This window comes from Maritalea porphyrae, from assembly GCF_030159895.1.
Classification (GTDB): domain Bacteria; phylum Pseudomonadota; class Alphaproteobacteria; order Rhizobiales; family Devosiaceae; genus Maritalea; species Maritalea porphyrae.
The window spans coordinates 502,041-521,435 of sequence record NZ_BSNI01000001.1 but is presented as its reverse complement, the minus strand read 5'-3'; the positions used below and the strand labels follow the sequence as shown (position 1 = coordinate 521,435).

Annotated in this window: 20 protein-coding genes; 4 read left to right on the top strand and 16 right to left on the bottom strand. The window is 50.1% G+C overall.

Features of this window, described 5'->3' with window-relative positions; all coding sequences use genetic code 11:
* Positions 1-89 precede the first annotated feature (89 nt).
* Both QQL65_RS02635 and QQL65_RS02630 read right to left on the bottom strand, forming a co-directional pair.
* The gene (locus tag QQL65_RS02635) at positions 90-827 is read right to left on the bottom strand and encodes a DUF1013 domain-containing protein (RefSeq protein ID WP_284361826.1); all 738 of its coding nucleotides are present in this window, start codon (positions 825-827) and stop codon (positions 90-92) included.
* Positions 828-957: 130 nt separating this feature from the next.
* Positions 958-1,968: an NAD(P)H-quinone oxidoreductase gene (locus QQL65_RS02630; RefSeq protein WP_284361825.1), complete on the bottom strand. Its 1,011-nt coding sequence runs from the start codon at positions 1,966-1,968 to the stop codon at positions 958-960.
* Positions 1,969-2,087: 119 nt separating this feature from the next.
* Between QQL65_RS02630 and QQL65_RS02625 the strand changes: the two genes are divergently transcribed.
* The 3 genes from QQL65_RS02625 to rcdA all read left to right on the top strand — a co-directional run bounded on the left by QQL65_RS02625 (position 2,088) and on the right by rcdA (position 3,564).
* Positions 2,088-2,270 carry a DUF1192 domain-containing protein gene (locus tag QQL65_RS02625; RefSeq protein ID WP_284361823.1) on the top strand — a complete coding sequence of 61 codons (183 nt, stop codon included), beginning with the start codon at positions 2,088-2,090 and terminating at the stop codon, positions 2,268-2,270.
* 89 nt (positions 2,271-2,359) lie between these two features.
* Positions 2,360-2,590, top strand: a complete 231-nt coding sequence (locus QQL65_RS02620) for a hypothetical protein (RefSeq protein WP_284361821.1) — start codon at positions 2,360-2,362, stop codon at positions 2,588-2,590.
* Between the two features lie 449 nt (positions 2,591-3,039).
* Positions 3,040-3,564: a protease adaptor protein RcdA gene (gene rcdA / locus QQL65_RS02615; RefSeq protein ID WP_284361819.1), complete on the top strand. Its 525-nt coding sequence runs from the start codon at positions 3,040-3,042 to the stop codon at positions 3,562-3,564.
* Between the two features lie 88 nt (positions 3,565-3,652).
* Here rcdA and rpmE read toward each other — a convergent pair whose 3' ends face one another.
* Positions 3,653-3,874 carry a 50S ribosomal protein L31 gene (rpmE, locus tag QQL65_RS02610; protein WP_284361817.1) on the bottom strand — a complete coding sequence of 74 codons (222 nt, stop codon included), beginning with the start codon at positions 3,872-3,874 and terminating at the stop codon, positions 3,653-3,655.
* 236 nt (positions 3,875-4,110) lie between these two features.
* Here rpmE and QQL65_RS02605 point away from each other — a divergent pair, with 236 nt between their 5' ends.
* Positions 4,111-5,949 carry an ABC transporter transmembrane domain-containing protein gene (locus QQL65_RS02605; RefSeq protein WP_284361815.1) on the top strand — a complete coding sequence of 613 codons (1,839 nt, stop codon included), beginning with the start codon at positions 4,111-4,113 and terminating at the stop codon, positions 5,947-5,949.
* Positions 5,950-6,218: 269 nt separating this feature from the next.
* Here QQL65_RS02605 and QQL65_RS02600 read toward each other — a convergent pair whose 3' ends face one another.
* The 13 genes from QQL65_RS02600 to QQL65_RS02540 all read right to left on the bottom strand — a co-directional run bounded on the left by QQL65_RS02600 (position 6,219) and on the right by QQL65_RS02540 (position 19,308).
* Positions 6,219-7,235: a peptidoglycan -binding protein gene (locus QQL65_RS02600; RefSeq protein WP_284361813.1), complete on the bottom strand. Its 1,017-nt coding sequence runs from the start codon at positions 7,233-7,235 to the stop codon at positions 6,219-6,221.
* A 3-nt stretch (positions 7,236-7,238) separates the two neighbouring features.
* Positions 7,239-8,264, bottom strand: coding sequence for a flagellar motor protein MotA (locus QQL65_RS02595; RefSeq protein ID WP_284361811.1), 1,026 nt, complete (start codon positions 8,262-8,264; stop codon positions 7,239-7,241).
* A gap of 122 nt (positions 8,265-8,386) precedes the next feature.
* Entirely contained in the window at positions 8,387-9,022 is a 636-nt protein-coding gene (locus tag QQL65_RS02590) for a class I SAM-dependent methyltransferase (protein ID WP_284361809.1), read from the bottom strand.
* A 334-nt stretch (positions 9,023-9,356) separates the two neighbouring features.
* The gene (gene gndA / locus QQL65_RS02585; RefSeq protein ID WP_284361807.1) at positions 9,357-10,754 is read right to left on the bottom strand and encodes an NADP-dependent phosphogluconate dehydrogenase; all 1,398 of its coding nucleotides are present in this window, start codon (positions 10,752-10,754) and stop codon (positions 9,357-9,359) included.
* Positions 10,755-10,919: 165 nt separating this feature from the next.
* Positions 10,920-12,089 (bottom strand): hypothetical protein, encoded by a 1,170-nt coding sequence (locus tag QQL65_RS02580; RefSeq protein ID WP_284361805.1) that lies wholly within the window; start codon positions 12,087-12,089, stop codon positions 10,920-10,922.
* Positions 12,086-12,823, bottom strand: a complete 738-nt coding sequence (locus QQL65_RS02575; protein ID WP_284361801.1) for an SDR family oxidoreductase — start codon at positions 12,821-12,823, stop codon at positions 12,086-12,088. The genes QQL65_RS02580 and QQL65_RS02575 overlap by 4 nt, the downstream gene beginning before the upstream one ends.
* Entirely contained in the window at positions 12,820-14,142 is a 1,323-nt protein-coding gene (locus tag QQL65_RS02570; RefSeq protein WP_284361799.1) for an FAD-binding oxidoreductase, read from the bottom strand. The genes QQL65_RS02575 and QQL65_RS02570 overlap by 4 nt, the downstream gene beginning before the upstream one ends.
* Positions 14,139-14,561, bottom strand: a complete 423-nt coding sequence (locus tag QQL65_RS02565) for a GtrA family protein (RefSeq protein WP_284361797.1) — start codon at positions 14,559-14,561, stop codon at positions 14,139-14,141. The genes QQL65_RS02570 and QQL65_RS02565 overlap by 4 nt, the downstream gene beginning before the upstream one ends.
* The gene (locus QQL65_RS02560) at positions 14,558-15,970 is read right to left on the bottom strand and encodes a UbiA family prenyltransferase (protein ID WP_284361795.1); all 1,413 of its coding nucleotides are present in this window, start codon (positions 15,968-15,970) and stop codon (positions 14,558-14,560) included. The genes QQL65_RS02565 and QQL65_RS02560 overlap by 4 nt, the downstream gene beginning before the upstream one ends.
* Before the next feature lie 207 nt (positions 15,971-16,177).
* Positions 16,178-16,969 (bottom strand): inositol monophosphatase family protein, encoded by a 792-nt coding sequence (locus QQL65_RS02555; RefSeq protein WP_284361793.1) that lies wholly within the window; start codon positions 16,967-16,969, stop codon positions 16,178-16,180.
* 28 nt (positions 16,970-16,997) lie between these two features.
* Positions 16,998-17,561 carry an elongation factor P gene (gene efp, locus QQL65_RS02550; protein ID WP_284361789.1) on the bottom strand — a complete coding sequence of 188 codons (564 nt, stop codon included), beginning with the start codon at positions 17,559-17,561 and terminating at the stop codon, positions 16,998-17,000.
* 154 nt (positions 17,562-17,715) lie between these two features.
* Complete coding sequence (locus QQL65_RS02545; protein WP_284361787.1) at positions 17,716-18,717, bottom strand: tetratricopeptide repeat protein; 1,002 nt, start codon at positions 18,715-18,717, stop codon at positions 17,716-17,718.
* Positions 18,718-19,308 carry a thiamine phosphate synthase gene (locus tag QQL65_RS02540; protein ID WP_284361784.1) on the bottom strand — a complete coding sequence of 197 codons (591 nt, stop codon included), beginning with the start codon at positions 19,306-19,308 and terminating at the stop codon, positions 18,718-18,720. It abuts the gene before it with no gap.
* Positions 19,309-19,395: the final 87 nt, after the last annotated feature.

The window sequence follows — 19,395 nt, the reverse complement described above, 5'->3', positions numbered from 1 at the left end:
GCCAACAAAAAAGCGGACCTGCCATAAATACCTCCGTTGAAGGCATGATGGCTGATCCGCTTTTACGATCAATTAAGATGAAAACTGTTTTAGTCTTCGTCTCTGTTGTTTTTCAAGCTTGTAAGACCAGAGAAAACGCTGTCCGCATCATACTCTTCTTCTTCGCGTTTTTCGTGTTCGGTCAACTGAGAAGGTTGAGCGTCAAGGAAGTCTTGATCGAACACAGGCGTTGGCTGTGCAGTTGCCATGGCTTCTTCAGCTGTAAGCAGACCAGAATCTTCAGCGCGGTCCTCTTGCGGTGGCAAGTTTTTCGCCGCTTTTTTCACTTCCATGTCCAACTCAACCTGCGTGCACAAACCCAATGTTACCGGATCAGCAGGGGTTTGGTTGGCCGCATTCCAGTGCGTGCGTTCACGAACCGATTCAATCGTTGGCTTAGTGGTGCCCACAAGACGCATCAATTGAGCGTCTTTAAGCTCTGGGTGATTGCGCACCAACCACAGAATAGCATTTGGCTTTTCTTGGCGCTTAGAAACTGGCGTATAGCGCGGACCGCGACGCTTAGCTTGAGGCACGATTGTTTTTGGGCCTGACAGCGTCATGCGGTAAGTAGAGTCTGCTTCAGCTTTCTCTAGTTCTTCTTTAGTCAGCTGGTCATTTTGAATTGGGTTCACACCTTTAATACCGCCCGCAACATCGCCGTCGGCAATGCCCTGAACTTCGAGTGGGTGCAAACCGCAAAATGCCGCGATCTGATCGAATGTTAGCCCTGTGTTATCAACCAACCAAACGGCAGTTGCTTTTGGCATTAATAGTTGTGTGGCCATTTATATATCTCTTTTGCTTGGGTGCGAGGCTTTTGGTCACCTTGCACGCCCCTCAAACTTTAATACTGATGGGGAATTGGCCCTGATATAGCGCCGAACAGGTTAAAATGCAATCCAAATGTGTTTTTGCTCACTGTTCATCATTGAAGCTAGTGGTCAGAACGATTTTGCCAAAGTGGTCGCCTGCATCCATAGCGGCATGTGCCTTGGATGCGTCCTCGAGCGCAAACGTTGAAATGCGGGGCTTGATAAACTTTCCGCTCTCCAGTGCTGGCCAAACTTGGTCTTTAAGGTTCTGCGCAATTGTCGCTTTAACTTCGTTGGACTGCGCACGCAAAGTCGATCCAAATAGCGTGAGCCTTTTGGCAACGATTAACCCCATGGTGATGGTTGCTTCACGTCCGCCCAAGTTCGCTAGTTGGATAATGGTGCCATCCACTGCAGCAGCGCGGATGTTGCGGTCCACATAGTCTGCGCCAATAATATCAATAATCACATCGGCGCCATTGCCATCAGTTGCTGATTTGGTGTGTTCAACAAAGTCTTGGGTGAGGTAATTGATGGCGTGGTCTGCGCCAACTGATCGGATGTAACTTAGTTTTTCTTCGCTCGATGCTGTTGCCAAGACCTTGCAATCTTTAAGTTTTGCCAACTGAATTGCCGCAGCGCCAATGCCGCCTGCGCCGCCATGAATGAGTACACTTTGCCCGTCGCGCAATCGCCCCCGATCAATCATGGTTTGTTGAACCGTGAAAAGCGTTTCCGGCAATGCAGCGCCTTCAACCATGGACCAACCATTTGGCAGCGGCAAAACCTGACCAGATGGCACAGCGACAAATTCGGCATAGCCGCCGCCATTGCAGAGTGCGACGACCTTGTCACCAACTTTGAAGTTGGTCACATTGCGCCCGACCTGTTCCACCGTGCCCGCGACTTCAAGCCCGGGTAATGGGGATGCATCTTTTGGAGGCGGATATGCGCCCATGCGTTGCAAAATGTCGGGGCGATTGACACCGGCTGCGTGCACTTTGATGACCATTTCCCCTTCATAGGCATAAGGCATCGGCACTTGTGTTGGCACCAGAACGTCGGGCCCGCCAGGGTGATCAATTTTGATTGCTTTTATGTTTTGAGCAGTCATGAGAGTGGCCGTCACCTTCCTTAAGAGAACAATTTCTTCGTTGGGGAGTTGCCCAAAAAGTGATTCTAGGCTCATTATTTTGGTGTAGGCGTTTGAATGCAACTGGGGAGATAAGCGAAATGGATGATGACGACTTTGCCAAACCCAAGTCGCACGAGGTCGGTATGTCGCTTGATGCGATTTCAGTGGATGAGTTGCACGTGCGCATTGGACTTTTAGAGCAAGAGATCGAGCGGCTTCGTGCCGAGATTGAAACCAAGCAATCAAGTAAAGCAGCTGCGAACGCTGTGTTTAAAATTTGATGGGTCGATTTTAACCCAATTTCATTTGTGTTCAGCAAGACTTGTCAAATGTGAAAAGATGAGTAAAAGCGCGAGAAGGGTGAAGCACAATGGGAGATCAAATCATTCCAAAGCCTATTTCACATCAAGTGGGGATGTCGCTTGAAGGCATGCCTGCTGAAGAGCTCGATGCGCGGTTGGTGATGCTGTTTGACGAAATGAAGCGAGTCAAAGCTGCGCTTGAGTTGGTGCGTCCGCACGAAGAAAAGAAAGTTGCGAAGAAGGATGAGGTGTTCAAAAACCTTTTTCCGATGCTTTCCAACCCTGACGCGAACAGCTAAACAGTTTTTATTTTGCAAAATTGTTAAATAATTTGACGCGCTGTCGGCGCGCAACTTCTTGTTCTTACAAACAAAAAATAAGAACAACAGGCTGCTAACGTATACGGTTAAATTTCTGACGGTTAAGAAAATGCTGCTGGTTAAGGTTGCATTAAAGAATTTGGGTTAACTTATCTTTATCCAACATTCTTGTTGGGTCTGACAGAGCGGTTCTTTACTCTCTGTTCGACGCCTCCCTGTTAACTTTCGAGAGCCGTTTTTACGGCTCTTTTTTTGTATACTTGCGGGTTACTGAGAGGTTAACGGCGCGCAGCGCGCGATTATTTATTGTTTTCACACAAGCGCCGAATTTTGTTTGTTAAGTGTTTACATGTAGAATCGCTTTAATGGGCATCAAAACGTTCGCGTGCTAGAATGCAGGCGAAGAAGAAATTGAGGCAGGTAGGCAATTGACACAATCTGATCAGCCGCGCGATGCGCAATCCATTGGCCCCCGCATTGTAGCGACGGGCGGTTTTGACACGCTTTATCGCGAAGGTATGAAACTGGTGGAAGACGCTGCTGGCTATTTGGATGGCGATGGCCGTGCCGCCAGCAAACAACTGGAACGTGATGCATCTCTGTTATATGCAGCCCAGTCGATGCAATTGACCACTCGATTGATGCAGCTTGCAAGTTGGTTGCTGTTGCAACGCGCTGTGCGCGAGGGGGAATTGACAGAAGAGGATGCGCAATCAGAAGAGCGCCGCGTCGAGCTTAATACCAAGATGGCAGACAAAGACGTGCCGATGTGGGATGCGCTGCCGGCTGAAATGCGCGCGTTGATCGACAAAGCGGATTCTTTAAACAAGCGTATTCAAGCACTTGATGCGATGGAACGCGGCGGTGCGGTGGCCGAAGAAGAAAAGCTTAACCCAGTAAATAGCCACCTTGCGCGTTTGCGCAGTGCGTTTGGGGCTAAGACTGAAAGCTAGTTGATTTAGCACGTCAGAATGGACAACAAAAAACCCGGCCAATGAGCCGGGTTTTTCAATTCTATAGAAAAGCAAAGCTTTGGGTCTATTAACCCAAGATGCCTTTATACTTGTCTTTAAAGCGAGACACGCGGCCGCCACGGTCCATCAACTGACCTGAACCACCAGTCCAAGCTGGGTGAGTTTTTGGGTCAATATCAAGTTGCATTGTGTCGCCTTCAGAACCCCAAGTTGAACGTGTTTGGTATTCTGTGCCGTCTGTCATAACCACTTTGATCATGTGGTAATCTGGATGAATGTCTTTTTTCATCTGGTTGCGCCTTCAATTCAAAAAACTAAGATTGGGCAATCAAAAGGCATAGAAAACCTACTTGTTGCCCACCTCATGGAAAACAGTTGGGCGGGTTCTACCCGACTTTTCCTTAAACTGCAAGTGTTCAAAGCATTTGGTGAAATGAATCTGGGCGATTGTGCATAGCGCCTATTGAGTTCATTGGTGTCAGTACCTATTTTAGCGCAACGATTTGCCGTTCAAAGGTTTCCAATATGTCAGATTTGTCCAGCCCCGAGGTGAAGGACGCAAAGGCACGCGATAACAAATCGCGTCTTGAAAAAGTCATTCTTACCTCAGACCGAGAGGGCGGGACCAAGTCGTCGGAGCCTTTGAAGGCGCTTCTGCCGTTTTTGCTGAAATATCCATATCGATTGGGCTTCACTGCACTGTTTTTGTTGGTTGCGGCTTTTGCAGCTTTGGCGATTCCGTTTTTTGCTGGCAACATCATTGATGAAGGATTTGTCACCCAAAATTTAGGCGTCGTGAATTCTTATTCTCTGGCGATCATTGCAATTGCAGGTGTCTTGGCTGTTGCGTCCGCTGCACGGTTCTATTTCATCTCGGTCATTGGCATGCGGGTGATCACCGATATTCGGCGTGCCGTATTTGATCATTTGATGAATATGGATGTGGTGTTTTTTGACACCAACCGCACCGGTGAATTAATTTCGCGCATCACATCTGATGTGTCGATTGTGCGGGGCGCGCTTGATAGTTCGCTACCCGTCGTGTTGCGCTCTGGCGTGATGTTGGCAGGCGCGGTGATCATGATGTTTGTCACCTCATTCTATCTGGCTTCTGCGGTTGTTATCATCATCCCAGTTTTGGTATTCCCAGTTGTTTGGCTTGGCAAATATATCCGTGGATTATCGCGCAAGCAGCAAGACAAAATTGCCGATCTGGCCGCGCTTGCAACCGAGACTTTTGGTGCGATTAAGACCATCAAAGCCTTCACGCGCGAAGATCAACGAAACGAAGAATATGGCGAATATGCCGAAGCGAGCTACCAATCAGAAGCATCGCGGCTTTTGGTGCGCGCTGGCATGATTGCCTTTGTGATTTTCCTTACCGCCTCTGGAATTGTTGGTCTGATTTGGTTGGGTACTCAGCTCGTCTCAAGCGGTCAGATTACGGTTGGCGAGCTTGGTCAATTCCTAATCTATGCAATGATGGCGACGGGTACGCTGACGGGTATTTCTGAAATTCTTGGCACGTTACAAACGGTTGCAGGGGCAACGGAGCGGATCACCGAGATTTTGGCCACCGAGCCCAGCATCGATGCGGCTGAAAATCCAATTGCGCTGCCTGTGCCAAGTCCTGCAACCGTAACTTTCGATGATGTGCATTTCCAGTATCTCACCCGCGAAGATGAGGCAGTGCTAAATGGGATCAGCTTTGATGTGAAGTCGGGCGAAACCATTGCGCTGGTTGGCCCATCGGGTGCAGGCAAGTCGACAGTGTTTTCGCTGTTGCAGCGTTTCTACGATGTTAGTGGCGGCTCGATCCGCGTGGACGGCGTTGATGTGCGCGAAGCTGAATTTACCGAGTTGCGCAAGCGCTTCGCCTATGTGGAACAAGATGCGATCATGTTCTCTGGAACCATTGCTGAAAACATTCGGTTCGGCAAACCAGACGCCAGCGACGAAGAGGTTAAAGAAGCAGCCCGCATTGCATTGGTGGACGAGTTCGTACAACGCCTAGAACATGGCTATGAGAGCATTGTTGGGGAGCGCGGTGTGATGTTGTCTGGTGGGCAGAAGCAACGCGTAGCGATAGCGCGTGCGCTGCTCAAAGATGCGCCCATCTTGTTGCTCGACGAAGCGACAAGTGCGCTGGATGCGGAAAGCGAAACCAAAGTGCAGCAAGCGCTGGAACGGTTGATGGTTGGCCGCACCACTTTGGTTGTGGCGCACCGCCTAGCAACGATCAAAAATGCTGACCGGATTTTGGTGCTTGAAGGCGGCAAAGTGATTGACGAAGGCACCCACGATCAGCTTGTTGAAAAAGGTGGACGATACGCCGAACTGGCGAAACTCCAGTTTCAGCAGTAGGTTCTGACCTTGCCTGGCCCCGCATCAAGTGCGGGGCGGTGCAGTGCGATTCTTTCTCTTGAATTCCTGTTGATGCGATCCTTGGCTTGACGACACAAGCTTGCTTGGTCGCGCACCAAGCGCAGCACCCGTATCGACGTTTCGCCTAGGCATTTACTGATGCGGCGTTTGGATTGACGGTCTTTGTTACCCCCTCGCACCATCCCGGACTTGATCCGGGATCACTATGTGGCGCGCGTTGGGTTGTGTCGCAATCAATAAGCTACAAATCAATCGGTCAACTTAAACTCAATCCGGCGGTTGCGGCGATAGGCTTCGTCGGTATCGCCATTGTCGATGGGCTGGAACTCACCGAAACCTGCCGCCACGAGGCGTGTGGGTGAAATGCCTTGATCCACCAAATATTTCGCCACTGAAATGGCGCGGCTGGCCGACAATTCCCAGTTGGATGGGAAGCGCGGTGTGTTGATCGGGCGTTTATCGGTGTGCCCTTCGATTTGAAGGACCCATGGAATTTCTGGTGGAATTTGAGTTTCAAGCTGTTTGATGGCATTTGCCAATGCTTCAAGGTCGGCCAACCCGGCACCCGCAATTTCTGCGTCGCCCGCGCTGAACAGAACTTCTGACTGGAATACAAAGCGGTCGCCTACAATGCGGATATCGTCACGGTCGGCCAAGATCTCACGCAACTGCCCAAAGAAATCCGAACGGTATCGGGACAAATCTTGCACACGCTGGGCCAATGCCAAATTGAGGCGGCGGCCCAGGTCGGCGATGCGGGTGCGGCTTTCAGAATCGCGAGCTTCGGAGGCACCAAGCGCTGCTTCAAGCGCTGCGATTTGTGAGCGCAGGGCAGATAATTGCTGGTTCAATAGTGCAACTTGCGCAGCCGCTTCAGCGCTGATTTCTTTTTCAGATGCCAAGTCATTCGATAGTTGAGCGATTTGGCTGTCTTTTTCGGACGTGCCAACGCCCAATCCTGCAAGTTGTTGCGAGAGGCTGTCACGCTGGGCTTCTGCGCCCGCTAGGGTGGCAGAAAGAGATGCGATAGTGGTTTCTAAATCTTCTGAGTTGGCGCGTTCGAGTTGCAGCAATTCTGTAAGTTCGGCGATTTGGCTGTTTAGGCGCGTCAGCGCGCTATCCTTGCCTAATATCTCTTGGCTGAGGAAAAACTGCGCCAGCATAAACACTGACAAAAGGAAAATGATCACCAGCAGCAAACTGGCCATGGCATCTACGAAGCCGGGCCAATAGTCTTGCCGTGCCTGCCGTCTTGCGCGCGCCATATGTTATTTGCCCTTGCCGGTTTTTGGCTTGTCCGGCCCGTCGTCATGTTCAACACTGTTGAGAAGTGCATCCACCAGTTCACGCATCTTTTGGTTGTTTGCCGCTTGGTCGGTAATGTGGGTGCGCAAATCGTCTTGCTGTGTGCGGATCAGCTTGGTCAATCCATCCAAACCATGTGCAAGTTCGGCCATGGCGCGAATTGCGTTTTGGGACGACGAGGAATTTTGCATGGTGGCACCCAACTGGGCGACCATTTCTTGCATGCCCGCGCCATCAACGCCCATTTGATCCACCTGCATTTGGGTCATCGGGTGGTCAAGTTCGGTCATTGAAGACATCCAGTCTTCCAAATCGGTGAAAAAGGCATTTTGCGCTTGGCTAGCCTGCAGGTCCAAAAAGCCCAAGATCAAAGAGCCGGATAGACCAAAAAGCGATGAAGCAAACGCGGTGCCCATGCCAGAAAGCGGGGCTTCCAATCCCTCTTTGAGGTTGGTGAATAGGTTGCCTGTGTCCCCAGCGGTAATGTCGAGCGATTGGATCACATCGCCCACCGAACTAACGGTCTGCAGAAGGCCATAGAATGTGCCCAACAGGCCAAGGAACACCAAAAGACCTGTGAGGTAGCGTGACGTGTCTTTGGCTTCGTCTAGGCGATTCCCCACCGAATCAAGGATGGAGCGCAACGAAGCAGGGGTGATCATTGTCTCCCCCAAATTGTCGCGCAAGATAACAGCCACTGGCAGAAGCATTGTTGGTTGGCGCACATTGGCGTCGATATTGCCAGATTGTAGCGAATTTACCCATTTCACTTCCGGGAACAATCGCATTACTTGCAGGAACGACAAGATGATGCCGATGCCCAAGGCGCCAAGGATCACGATGTTGATGAACGGGTTCGCCCAAAATGCTTCGATAAGTTGTGGGGCGATGATAACGGCCACCATGCCAACGATGATCAGGAAGATGATCATCTTCACAAGATAAACGGTTGGACTTGCAAGATGATATGGATCGTATGACTGCGCCATTAACGAGTTGTCCCTCAAAAAATCGTTTGCTCCCAAAATCTGATTCTAGTCAGAGCAATTGAGTGTGACAATATTTAAATCAAATTGTTGTGGTGATCATGTGGCGGGGGTGAGAAGCGATTTCATATTTTGAGTTTGGACAACGTCAATGTGGATTTGGTTTTAAACGTCAAAATGGAGTTGTCATCTGCGTGCGGCTGCAGAATCTCCTTGAGCTCATTGTCAAACTCTTCAAGGCGCTGTCCTAGCTTTGATATGGCAAATGTGTCACGAGAATGCTGGCAAGCTATGAAGTCATCTATCGATTGTGTGAATGGCTCTGAGATAATTTCAATCTCTTCAATCAAGTGAACATGGTGTTGGTAGCGTGTCATGAACTCGCGGTGGCCTTCAACAAATTGTTTGCCCGTTACTGCCGGTACCCATTTTTCTAAAAATGAAATCTCGCTTGTTCGCCAAGGAGGATTGTAGGCGTCATCGCCTTCAATGACTGCAAAAAGGTGGTTTGGGCTAACATGTTCGGCTAGCCGCACAAACAGTTTTTCATGATCCATCCAGTGGACGCTCAAAGCTGCTGTGATGAGGTCAAACTTGCCTTTAAGTGGTGTTGTTTCGGCCAACCCTTCTAACCAGCGAAGGTTTTTGGCGTTACCGTTTTGCAAAGATTGTCCAAGTTCAATCATGCGTTTGGACGGGTCAACGGCGAGGACTTCGGAGAATTGATCAACAAGATACCGCGCAATCTTGCCATGCCGCATCCGAGGTCCAGAAGCCGGTTGTAGGCGGGAGCTTTTTCAATCAGAAGATCATAGAGCTTTGTGGGGTAAGGCGGGCGATAATTGTAATGATCCACCGTCTCCGCGTTCTCAAATGAAGTCCCAATTCGATCATTCATGTCGTTTTCCTTCCCAACCACGTTTTTTGTAATATTGGCCGGACAGCTGTGACTTCAATAGACATGCAAAAGCAACCTCGGTATGGCCGCCGAGGCTTTTGTGATTTGTTCGATCTGGGGCTTAATTCGCTTTGATCGCTTCTTGGCATTTTGTAAGGGGCGTGTCCCCTTTGGTTGCCTGCCAATACAACAGCTTCTCACCAAGGGCCGTGAAACTCACCGTCCTGATCAACGCGGGCAAAGCCGTGTGCGCCAAAGAAGTCGCGTTGGCCCTGGATCATATTGGCGGTGCCGCGAGGTTGTCGGATTTCATCATACCATGACACGGCAGAGGAGAGCGCTGGCACGGGCAAGCCTGCCAATGTGGCGGTTGCCACCACACGGCGAAGTGCGCCGATATGGGTTTTTAGAAGAGTTGCGAAGTGATTGGAAAGGATCAACCTGCCGTGGGGCAGGTCGCTTTTGAATGCTGTTGAGATATCGTCGAGCATCGCTGAGCGGATGATGCAACCGGCGCGCCAAACTTCGGCAATTTTTGAATATTCAAGGTTCCAATCGAATTCGTCGGAAGCAGCTTTTAGAATGCGAAAGCCTTGCGCATAGCTTAGGGCGCGGCCCACCAGCAATGCAGATTCTAGGTCACTTTCTTCAAACGCTATTCCCTCGGGCACGTCGCTGCCCAGAATGTCGCCAGCAGCTTGGCGCACTGTGCGTTCAGAAGAGAGAACTCGTGCGCCGACCGCAGCCTCAATAATTGATGCAGACTGGCCCATTTTGATCGCTTCAATCACTGTCCAACGGCCAGTGCCTTTTTGGCCTGCTTGGTCAACGATGACATCGAGCATCGGCTTGCCTGTTTCTGGGTCAACGGCGTCTAGAACCTTTGCGGATATCTCGACCAAATAGCTTTGTAATGGGCCTTCATTCCATTTGTGAAACAGTGGCGCAATTTGCGCTGGCGTGCGGCCTTGGGCGTCGCGCAGCAGGCCATAGATTTCGGCGATCATCTGCATGTCGGCATATTCAATGCCGTTATGTACGGTTTTTACAAAGTGTCCGGCGCCGTCTGGTCCTAAATGAGCAACGCAAGGCTCACCATTGAACTTCGCTGCTATAGCTTCGAAGATGGGGCGAATGGGCTCCCACGCAGTGGGAGAACCGCCGACCATCATAGAGGGGCCATGGCGAGCGCCATCTTCGCCGCCGCTGACGCCGACGCCAAGATATTGCAGGCCCTCTGCTTCCACGCGTTTGGTGCGCTGTTGAGTGTCTTTAAAGTCAGAGTTGCCCCCATCAATGATGGTGTCGCCGGGCTCAAGATGCTTCACCAATTCGTCGATGGTAATGTCAACCGGCGCACCAGCTGGCACCAACAAAATGATGGCACGTGGTGGTTTCAGCGCTTCTACGAGTTCTTTAATGTCCAGCGTTTTGCTTAGACGTGGCGCCAATTCGCCAGCACGGTCAATCAGCTCATCGATGGTTGTTGGGTCAAGATTGTAAAGGGCTATGTCATGGCCATTTTCAGCAATGTTGAGCGCTAGTGCGCTGCCCATTGTGCCAACGCCGATCAATCCAATTGATGCAATGTCCATGTTTTCTCGCCTTCAGTGTAATCCATTTCAGCGCTAGATCACCTTTTTTGCGCCCAAAGGCAAGTGGGCTCGCCAAATTGTCAGACGAACATGCGAAAAAGCCCCGGCATTTCTGCCGAGGCTTTTTGAGAATCAGTCGATTTTAGTTTTTTCAAAAGCATTTCGTCATTGAAACCGTTCGGTGAGCTTGGTTTTCCGGCTAAAAATGATGAATGAATCTAACGCGAGCAAGGCCGGTGGTAAATAAACTGGCAGTGCTGCAAAAATCTCGCCCATCCACATTGTCTCTTCTATGCGGCCCAAAACTCCAACCGCGATCATAGTGGTCATTATCAACCACCAGAATTTTAGTTGGAAGGAATTGTAGCCGGCCTTGAATAAGATAATTGTGGCTCCAACAGCTGCTGCATCCATGATAATCCAGTCATAAGCTTTCAGTCTTGGATTTAAGATTACAGCGACGATTACCCCAACAAAGACCAGGAATTCGAAGCGGAGCCGTTCGTCGTCGATTATGTGTGCGAGCTTTCTTGTAGCGAAAAGGGTAAATCCGGCAAATGGTAAAAGCAAAGCAAAGTGCAAAAGGACAGCGCTAACACGCGGAAGTCCAGCAACTGTTCCGAGATAGTAGTAAAGCCCACGGCCAACATCTCGTCCGGCACCTGCCAGTTCATTTGTCCCTATTGCTTGAGTTTTCAGAGCAGATAGGAATTGGCCAACAAGGTCCGGCATTGCAAGATATTGTAAGGCAAACAGAATAACGGGTACACCGGCTGAAATGCCAGTCATTGTTATCAGTCGAATGCTGATAATCTGGAAAAAAAAGGGCACAACCAAATAGGCGAGATAATAGGGCTTGATCAATGACGCGATGGCGACAATCACAAGAAATGGGATCAGGTTCTCCCCCTTGTTTGTGTGCAGCAGGGCGAAAATGATTAGGATATGCAACGGTGCCGTAATGTTCCCGGTTTGAAACGCATAGAACTGCGGAATTTGTGGGGAAATGAAAACAGCGGTTGAAATAGCAAGACCCCAAAATAGATTATGCATACCGCGATGGGCGAAACTCAATAGAGCCCCAAAAATCAAACCACACAAGATGATGCTAAGGTATGGTCCAAATATAGCCATAGCCGTCAATATCAGCGGCGGATATACGAATTTTAGCCCATCAATATCTGTGTAGGCATTGCCGCCATTCAAATGTATGTCGACCGCGCTTTGATAGACGGCGAGGTCCCAAAATACGGTCCGATCAAAAGTCACATAAATAAGGTTTAAGCATAGGAGCGCTAAGCCCACATACAGGGGCCATCGGATAGAGTTATTCATATTTTAAGCTTCTTAAAAATCGGTTCAGGAATTGCGCAAATGATCAGCATAATAAGCCGCCAAATGGGCCGAACAAAGATGACGTTCCTTTTCCGCTCAGTGGCGCGCCAGATTGCCTGAGCAACCTCTTCTGGTTGTGCGGTTAGCTTTTCAGGCAAGTCCAAGCCTTCAGTCATGCGGGTGGCCACAAAACCGGGGAGGACAGTAAGCACGTGAACGTTTTTGGATGCCAGTCTGTTGCGCAAGCCAGACAAGAATGCAGTGAACCCAGCTTTTGCGGACCCATATACATAATTGGTAGCGCGCCCACGGTTCCCTGCGACCGAGCTTATGCCGACCAATGTGCCATGGCCCCTCTCTTCAAACAGATTTGCAAAGGCGGATAGCAACAAGGATGGGCCCTCAAAATTGGTCCGCATGACGGTGCTGGCACTTGAAAGTTCTAATTCGTTCGTTACTTGATCGCCCATAAACCCAACAGCGCACACAACAATGTCAGGCAGCGGGCTTAGGCCTTTCGCAAATCCTTCAATTTGCTTCGTGTCAAGGATATCAAGCTGTTGAGTTGTAACCTCTGTCTCGTATCGCACGGCGATATCTGACTTGTTTGTTTCAAGGTCGGCGGTGTCTCGCGCCGCTAGAACGATGTTGTAGCCAGCTTTGGCAAATTGGTGTGCCGTTGCGTTTGCAATGTCAGAGGTTGCCCCAACGATTAGGATTGTCTTTTTTGTCACAGGCCCAGCCTTTGTGATTGCACGGATTGAAATGTTGTATTCAGGCCATTTTCGGCCCGCCATGTAGCGAAGTGTTTGCTGCGATTGTCTGAACTGTCCAATGTTGCCGCACTCATCCGGCTGTCTTTGGCCAGATAGAACCGTCCGCCATATTTCAGCGTAATCTCATCGAGTTGTGACATGAGTTCAATGGTCTTCTTGCTAACGGGAAAATCAAGGGCGAGCGTATAGCCTTCCATCGGAAAAGAGATGCCCCCTTCCTGCGCGCCAAATCGCTTAAGAACGGATAAAAATGACCCTGAACCAGTTGACGAGATTTTGCCGAGAATTTCGTGCAAGGCTTCACGCGAACTGGCCAGCGGGAGTGTGCATTGGAACTGCATGAAGCCCTTTCGGCCATAAATCTTGTTCCAGCCGTTTATGGCATCTAGCGGATAGAAATACTTATCCCAGCTCAGCAACTGTTCGCCGATTTGCCACTTGAGATTTCGGAAATAAACACTGTTGAAAGCGCGAACTGAAAACTGGTTTAGCACCCAGCTGGGGAAATGAAACGGTACCGATAGTTTGCCCTTTGTTGCTAGAGCATGCGGCCGGCGACGGGTTTTGTCGTCCAAATCGTTCATTGATGCATGCTCGCCCAACATGATCACAGATCGCCCCGCTTTGTCGGCAGTACTCAGACAATCGATCCACGCGACAGAGTAGCTGGCGTCGCTGTTGTCCTCAAATATGTCGATTGCGGCATCAATGTTTTCTGCAACGATTGTGCGCTGTTTTATCCAACCTGATTCAACCGGCCGAAGACGGATTGCAGCGCGCACAATTATGCCTGTGAGCCCCATGCCGCCAACTGTCCAGCCAAAAAGCTCTTCATTTTGCGTTGGTGAGCAGCGCACAATCTCACCAGAGGGGCCCATAACCTCAAGCCAATCGACGAAATTGCGCAAACTGCCATCTTTGTGGTGGTTTTTGCCATGAACATCTGCAGCAATTATGCCGCCAACGGACACATATTTGGTCCCAGGTGTTACATAAGGGAACCAGCCTCGGGGCAAGAAAGCATCAATGATATCGCTCAAAAGCACGCCGGCTTCCGTTTCAAGAACACCGGTTTGGGCGTTGAACGCAATCATATGGTTGAAGTGGCGCATATTGATGGTGGTGTTGCTGCCAATTGCGCTGTCGCCATAGGCGCGACCGTTGCCGCGTGCGATAGCATTGCCATCGTGCACTGCATCTACAAGCTGTGTGATAGACCTTGGGGCAACAAGTCGTGTTTCGTGTGAGGGGAAACCACCCCAACCGGACAATTTCATTTTTGGCTCTCCTGGGAGAAGTCCGTAAAGACAAAGCGCCGATCAAGGTTGTATTTCACAATATAGCCGATGGCTAAACCAACAATGGCACCGATTTCGCGAAGGATATCCGACTTCCAAATCAGCCAAAATGCGGTTTCGGTTCCCCAAAATATGAGTGTGGTTACGATTCCCATAATTGAATATAGGATGAATTGTTTCCCGTTGGTCCTAACGCCTTTGGAATTATCAAAAAATATCCAATATTTATCGAGATAGAACTTGATCGCGAGCCCGACCAATGTGCCTACACCAAGTGCTGCAACAAACCCGGCCGTGTTGTTGTCGATTGACAACACAAGGCGTTGCGCCAATAGATTTGCGAGTGTTGCGATGATGGCGAAACAGGTGTAGCGCAAGATCAGGGTCTTTTTTGTCAAATGATTGCCCCACCGACAACGATTAGCAGTATCAAGCCAAAACAAACCTGACTGGCCCGGTCAGTTACAGCAAAGACCAAAGGGTCGTCATGCATTTGCCCACGCTGCGTGACCATGACCATTTTGGTTATCCAATATAGTAGAATGGGGCAGATCCCCCACAGGGCGATGGGCGATTTATATAGAACCAAGATTGCCGGCGAATTAACATAAAGCGCCATCACCAGCACCGACAAAAATCCTGAACTGATGGAGATTTGCGACATGAGGTTCAAATCATCAACATGGTAGCCTCTGCCGGTTGCTGCCAATTCGTTTCGGTTCTTCAAGTCGACGAGTTCGGCTTGGCGCTTGATGGCAGCGAGTGAGAAAAAGAAGAAAATTGAGAATGCCAACAGCCAAACAGATAGTGGAATTTGCGTGGCAGCTCCGCCTGCAATTATGCGGAGCGTATAAAGACCAGCAAGCACGCATATGTCGATGATGACACGGCGTTTAAGGTCGAGGGAATAGGCAAAGGTGACAGTTAGATAGAGCACCATGACCGCAAGGAAAGTGGTGCCCAATTGTAGGGACACCAAAAAACCAGCACACAACAGTCCAATCGACAGCAATGTACCGTGACTTAATGGTATGCTCCCCGATGCGAAGGGACGCGATCGTTTTCGTGGGTGAGAGCGGTCCGCGCTCAGGTCGAGCAAGTCATTGGTGATGTAGACACTTGAAGCTATCAGGCTGAACGCAACAAATGCCGCGATTGCAGAAAATATGTTCTGAACAGAAAAACTCTGTGATGCAAGAATTGGGATGAAGACCAAGCAGTTCTTTAGCCACTGATGCGGACGCAGTGCTTTAACATATGACTTTGTGTCAGCTTTGGCTGTGCCAATGTGTAAGGCAGTGCCAATTTCTTCAACTTTGCGCTTCAGAGACGTGCTTGCGTTTATAGTGATTATGTCGCTCGCTTCGCGCCAAACCGATAGGTCAGCATGTGAATCGCCAACATAGGCGAAACCGTTTTCACCAAACCGTTCTCTTAGGAAATTTGCCTTTGTGATCCCCTTTAAGTTCGCTTCGCCATTTGAGCCGTGAGTTTCATCAAATAGTCCAAGATGCTCAGCGATCTCCTTGGTGACTTTCTCGTCCGATGCTGAAACGAGCGCAGTTTGCCCACCTTTGGCGCGCCAGTCTTTTATGTATTGGAGAACGTCTTGATTGTAGGGGAGCGTGCTCACATCAACAAATGAGTGATCAACCAGCCATCGTTTTAGTCGCGCTTTTCCCCCAAGAGCAGCCGACACTGCCATGAAGACATTTGTCCACTTAGTGGAAACAGAATTCCAGAATGTCTCAAAAAGCATGTCAGATTTTAAAAGCGTATCGTCAAGATCAACGATTAAAATTGGCATTTTGCCATGAACGGGCGGCATACGAATTCCAAAATGTGAGTATGTGTAGTTCTTGCATATCAGACCAACACAATGTGGCAAGTGACAACAGAACCGAGTTTGCTTTTTGGCGAACTGGCGTCCGGAAAAATATAGCCGTTCTATCAAAAAAGCCCCGGCAAATTGCCAGGGCTTTTTAAGAAGTTTTCATTTTGAAATCTGCAGTGTTTATATCGCTTTTAGCTCTTTTAGGAGTTTGGCGTGCACTTTTTCATTGCCCGCTAGCACAGAGCCGCTCTCGGGTTTGATTTCTTTGCCTTTGATGTCGGTGATCAAGCCACCGGCTTCACGGATCATCAACATGCCTGCGGCAATGTCCCACGGCTGAAGGCCGATTTCCCACATCAGATCAAAGCGTCCGGCGGCGACCCAAGCCAAGTCAAGCGCAGCGGAACCGGTGCGGCGGATGCCGGCTAGTGTGTTGTTCAGCTTGGCGACTTGAGCAATTGTTTTGGTGTCGGCAGCAACATCGCTGGTTTGCTTGATGCCGGTAACCGCCACGCAATCTGCAAGGTGATTGCGGCCCGCAACGCGCAAGCGACGGTTGTTGACATACGCACCGGATCCACGTTCTGCGGTAAACAGTTCTTCGGTGATTGGGTTGTAGATAACACCCGCGACCATCACGCCATTGCGCTCAAGGCCGATGGATACAGCGAAGGCTGGAATGGAGTGCAAGAAGTTGGTGGTGCCATCAAGCGGATCAATGATCCAACGGTGCTGGCCGTCAGTGCCTTCAATCGCGCCGCGTTCTTCCATCAGGAAAGAATAGGTCGGGCGCGATTTGTGCAGCTCTTCAAAAATCACTTCTTCAGCGCGTTGGTCGGCAGCAGATACAAAATCCGCTGGGCCTTTGCGCGAGACTTGTAAGTTTTCTACTTCACCAAAATCGCGTTTGAGCGAGCGCGCAGCCTTGCGAGCCGCAGCGGTCATGATGGTCAAAAGGGCAGATTGTGCCATGACATTTTTGCCTTAAAATTGGTGCGGATTAGTCAGCGCGTTTTGAATAGGTGACTTCGGTGGTGTCGACGACGATTTTTTCACCTTCGCCAACAAATGGGGGCACCATAACTTTGATGCCGTTTTCCAAAATTGCTGGTTTGAATGAGTTCGCAGCGGTTTGGCCCTTAACAACAGGCTCAGTTTCCTTGACCTCAAGTGTCACGAACTGTGGCAACTTAACGCCCAAAGGCTTGCCTTCGTAGCTTTCAACTTCCACCATCATGCCGTCTTGCAAAAATGCGACGCGGTCGCCCACAAAGTCAGCCTGCAGTTCAAGCTGCTCGTAGCTTTCCATGTCCATGAACACCAAATCATCGCCTTGTGCATAAAGGAACTGATATTCCTTCTGCTCAAGCTGAACACGTTCAACGGTTTCGGCAGCGCGGAAGCGTTCGTTTAGCTTGGTGCCAGAAACAATGTCTTTAAGTTCAACTTGGGCAAAGGCGCCGCCTTTACCAGGTTTTACGCTTTGTACTTTCACTGCAACCCAAAGGCTGTCTTTGTGCAAAATTACATTGCCGGGGCGGATTTCGTTGCCGTTCAGTTTCATTTTCGTTCGATCTTTCCGGATTGGTCGTGTTTCAAAAGCGCGCTTTTGGGCAAAGCGTTGCGCGTTCAAAATGCTGTTGCGGTGCCTTTTGCCTCAATATTGCGCCAAGCGCAAGACTATTGGGCGTTTGCGGCACTGTTTGCATCGCTCATGATTAATCGAGGAGTGGATTTTCTGGCCAACTACTGGCGCGCTGTTCGGCCTCTCGTAGGTCTTCTGGCGACAAGCCAAGCAGCATTTCGCCAAGTAGCTTGTCATCAAGCCCTTGCTTGCGCGCCAGCGCACGCCACTTGGCCGCCTCGATCAAGTCTTTTTTCACCCCTGCGCCAGTGGCGAGTAAACGACCAAACCTTGCTTGCCCAACCGGGTTGCCCAGTTCGGCGGCTTTTTCGTACCATTGTGCAGCGGTTACAAGGTCAAGCGGAACACCTTTGCCTTGGGCAAGAAAGGTTGCATATTCCACCATCGCAGCAACGTTTCCGTTGGTGGCCGCAAGGCCGATATAGTAGACACCATCTTCAATGTTCGGGGCCACGCCCGCACCAGCGATCAACACATTGCCATAGTCATATTGTGCGTCCGCTATGTTAGCGTCCGCCGCTTGTTTAAACAGTTTTGCAGCAAGACCTAAATTGGGCTCTACGTAACGCCCTTCAACGTGCAATTGCGCCAAATTATAGACCGCGGCCATGATGCCGCCATCGGCCGCTTTTTTTGTAAGTTCAGCGGCCTTTTGTCGGTTCTTTGGCACGCCTAGACCATTTTGATAGAGCAATGCCAATTGGAACGTGGCGTTTAGATCGCCGTTTTTGTCGGCCAACGCGTACCAGGACGAAGCGCGCGCGTAGCTTTGTGCAACGCCCAACCCGTTGGCATAGAGTTCTGCGATCAAAGTTTGCGCTGCGGCATCATCGTTTTGAGCACGGGGCAGGGCCAATTGCAGAGCGGTCAGATAATAGCCTGTTTGAAAGGCACCATAGGCTTCATCAATCGGGCGTTTTGGGCCAAGGACGGAGCGGGCAATTTCGGCGGCTTCTCTTGCCTGTTGTTCGGCAGATGCATCTTGGGCGTATGATGAGATTGGGCCAAGCACAACACAAGCGCTCGACAAAAGGAGCGTTGGCAAGAACTTTGTGATGTGTCGGCGTTTAATCATCTAGCTGTTGCCTTTGGCGATGATGGCAAGCGTTTGGGCCGGCTGATCCGATTGCCAGACCTGCTCACGCAGCGCGCGGAATTCAAACTTGGTATTTAGGTCCGTGTTTTCTTGATCAAAGCAGACGGCAGGCACTTCAAAAGTCTCTGCCCACCAAATGGCAAGCTCTTCGGCTGAAAACTCGTCGTCGGTTTTGCCCAAAGGCAAATGGCCAAAGAAAACATAATCGACGTTCAGCTCGCCTTTGGTCATGGCATCGTGCTTTGAATGAATGCCGCCCGCACCAACGATTGAGTTGGGCTTCAGGTCTTTGACCACCTTCGCAATGTCCTTTGCAGCGCTAGTCATATGCACGCCATCGGCGTTTGTTCTCTTTACCGCTTCTGGCATATTGTCGAGCAGGGCGGCAGCACCTGCCTTTTGGGCAATCGGAATTAGCGCATTGGCCACGTCCACATAAGCGTCATCTTCGCGCTCGCCGCGTTGAATTAGAACCGCCGCCACTTCTGTCGTTGCAAGGACTTGGCCAAGCGTGTGGGCAAAGTCCGGTCCAACATCGGGTGGGGTAATGAGATAGAGCTGCGCGTTCATGACGTTCCTTGAAGTTTTGCCATTAGGCTAATCGCCTGTAATTTGGGCAGAAAATAGATGCCGCGCAAGTTTTTGCAATTAAAAAAG

Bases quoted from the DNA above. Each gene is read 5' to 3' on its own strand.
- QQL65_RS02635 (WP_284361826.1), bottom strand. From the start codon at position 827: ATGGCCACACAACTATTAATGCCAAAAGCAACTGCCGTTTGGTTGGTT.
- QQL65_RS02630 (WP_284361825.1), bottom strand. From the start codon at position 1,968: ATGACTGCTCAAAACATAAAAGCAATCAAAATTGATCACCCTGGCGGG.
- QQL65_RS02625 (WP_284361823.1), top strand. From the start codon at position 2,088: ATGGATGATGACGACTTTGCCAAACCCAAGTCGCACGAGGTCGGTATG.
- QQL65_RS02620 (WP_284361821.1), top strand. From the start codon at position 2,360: ATGGGAGATCAAATCATTCCAAAGCCTATTTCACATCAAGTGGGGATG.
- rpmE (WP_284361817.1), bottom strand. From the start codon at position 3,874: ATGAAAAAAGACATTCATCCAGATTACCACATGATCAAAGTGGTTATG.
- QQL65_RS02605 (WP_284361815.1), top strand. From the start codon at position 4,111: ATGTCAGATTTGTCCAGCCCCGAGGTGAAGGACGCAAAGGCACGCGAT.
- QQL65_RS02600 (WP_284361813.1), bottom strand. From the start codon at position 7,235: ATGGCGCGCGCAAGACGGCAGGCACGGCAAGACTATTGGCCCGGCTTC.
- QQL65_RS02595 (WP_284361811.1), bottom strand. From the start codon at position 8,264: ATGGCGCAGTCATACGATCCATATCATCTTGCAAGTCCAACCGTTTAT.
- QQL65_RS02590 (WP_284361809.1), bottom strand. From the start codon at position 9,022: ATGCGGCATGGCAAGATTGCGCGGTATCTTGTTGATCAATTCTCCGAA.
- gndA (WP_284361807.1), bottom strand. From the start codon at position 10,754: ATGGACATTGCATCAATTGGATTGATCGGCGTTGGCACAATGGGCAGC.
- QQL65_RS02580 (WP_284361805.1), bottom strand. From the start codon at position 12,089: ATGAATAACTCTATCCGATGGCCCCTGTATGTGGGCTTAGCGCTCCTA.
- QQL65_RS02570 (WP_284361799.1), bottom strand. From the start codon at position 14,142: ATGAAATTGTCCGGTTGGGGTGGTTTCCCCTCACACGAAACACGACTT.
- QQL65_RS02560 (WP_284361795.1), bottom strand. From the start codon at position 15,970: ATGCCAATTTTAATCGTTGATCTTGACGATACGCTTTTAAAATCTGAC.
- QQL65_RS02555 (WP_284361793.1), bottom strand. From the start codon at position 16,969: ATGGCACAATCTGCCCTTTTGACCATCATGACCGCTGCGGCTCGCAAG.
- efp (WP_284361789.1), bottom strand. From the start codon at position 17,561: ATGAAACTGAACGGCAACGAAATCCGCCCCGGCAATGTAATTTTGCAC.
- QQL65_RS02545 (WP_284361787.1), bottom strand. From the start codon at position 18,717: ATGATTAAACGCCGACACATCACAAAGTTCTTGCCAACGCTCCTTTTG.
- QQL65_RS02540 (WP_284361784.1), bottom strand. From the start codon at position 19,308: ATGAACGCGCAGCTCTATCTCATTACCCCACCCGATGTTGGACCGGAC.